The sequence below is a fragment of the Caballeronia sp. M23-90 genome (assembly GCF_053574605.1).
Genome location: NZ_JBSIPA010000787.1, coordinates 1 through 1,524, shown reverse-complemented (window position 1 = coordinate 1,524; position 1,524 = coordinate 1). Strand labels below are relative to the sequence as shown.

General features: G+C 63.1%; 1 protein-coding gene. It reads right to left on the bottom strand.

Annotated features, from left to right (window positions below; genetic code table 11):
- Positions 1-1,362: xanthine dehydrogenase family protein molybdopterin-binding subunit (locus ACRXB1_RS35845; RefSeq protein ID WP_449494746.1), on the bottom strand; the 1,362-nt coding region annotated here is incomplete at its 3' end.
- Positions 1,363-1,524 lie beyond the last annotated feature (162 nt).

The window sequence follows — 1,524 nt, the reverse complement described above, 5'->3', positions numbered from 1 at the left end:
TCCCGGCTCCCGGCGCGCGTCCCAGCCAAATCGCTCGCGGCCGGTCTTCCAGGCCTCGACGATCCCCCGTTGAGAAAACGGCAGCCCCGTCGTCGGATCCTTTTCCGGCTCATTCCTGATCCGCAATTCGATGGGGTCCATGTTCATGGCGTGAGCGAGCTCATCGATGCCGGATTCCAGCCCGAAGGTGCCGACAGCCTCCCCGGGCGCCCGCATGAAGGTGTTCGCCGTCATGTTCATTTTGACGGTCTCTACGTCGAGCAGGAAGCTTCGCGAAGCGTAAGCGCTCTTCGCCGGCAAGATGAACGGCTCCGGCATATTGTTGTGCGGCGTCATTGCGACCGTGCCGGTGTGGATCAGGGCGTCCAGGGTGCCGTCGTCCTGTGCCCCGAGCGCCACGCGCTGTTCCGTGAGCGTGCGGCCACCGACGATGCGAAACACACCCTCCCGCGACACCATGATCCTGACGGGACGCTGCGCCATCTTCGCGGCGGCCGCTGCCAGCACCTGATGCTGCCACACCGTCTTCGATCCAAACCCGCCGCCAACGTAAGGCGAAGTGACGTGCACATTCTTCTCGTCTACCCCGAACACCTGCGCGATGGTCCACGCTTCGTGCGCGACTGCCTGCACGGTGTCGTGGATGCGCAACTCATCGCCCTTCCACACGAGCGTCGCTGCATGCAGTTCTATAGGGTTGTGGTTGTGCCGAGGGGTCGTGTAGCGCACGTCGATCTTGTGCGGTGCTGCGGCCAGCATGGCCTCGGCATCCTTGATCTCGAGCTTGAGCGGCTCGCCCTGGAAAAGGCCGGGCTCCGAACCATTCGCCTTTGCTGCATCGAGAGACGTTACGCCATCGCTTCCCGCTTCATAGGTTACGCGGATCAGGGACTGCGCGTGGTCCGCCTGCTCCTGGGTCTCGGCCAGCACCAGCGCGACCGGCTGGCCATTCCAGTGAACCTGGTCATCCTGCATGATCGGCACGTCATCGCCGCCCGCGGCCTTTTGCTTGGTCATGAAGGCTGGCATGGGCTGGAGGCGAGGCGCGTTCCGGTAGGTCATCACCAGTACCACACCCGGTGAAGCTTCCGCGGCAGCGGTATCGATATCGACAATGCGCCCACGTGCGATAGACGAGTACTTCAGCGCCGCGTAGGTCATTCCTTCAAGCGGAAACTCGGCAGCGAAGGTCGCGCGGCCGGACACCTTCAATGGCCCGTCGATCCGGCTTATCGATGCACCGATCAGGCCGTGCTTGTGTCGGATCAGCGGATCTGGCTTGCCGCCGGGAATGAAGCTGTCCGGGGCGAGTGCGATGGCCTTTTTCATCACCGCTTGCATGGCATCTTTGAGGATAGGCATTAGCGGATCTCCTGAAGGGCTGTCAGTTTGACCAGCGTGTCGGTGATCACGCGCTGAGCCAGTTCGATCTTGAAGGCGTTATCGCGAAGACCGCGAGCGGGAGCAAGCTCCGCCTGCGCCGCCGCGCGGAATGCTGCCTCTGTCGCTGGGGCGCCCTTTAGA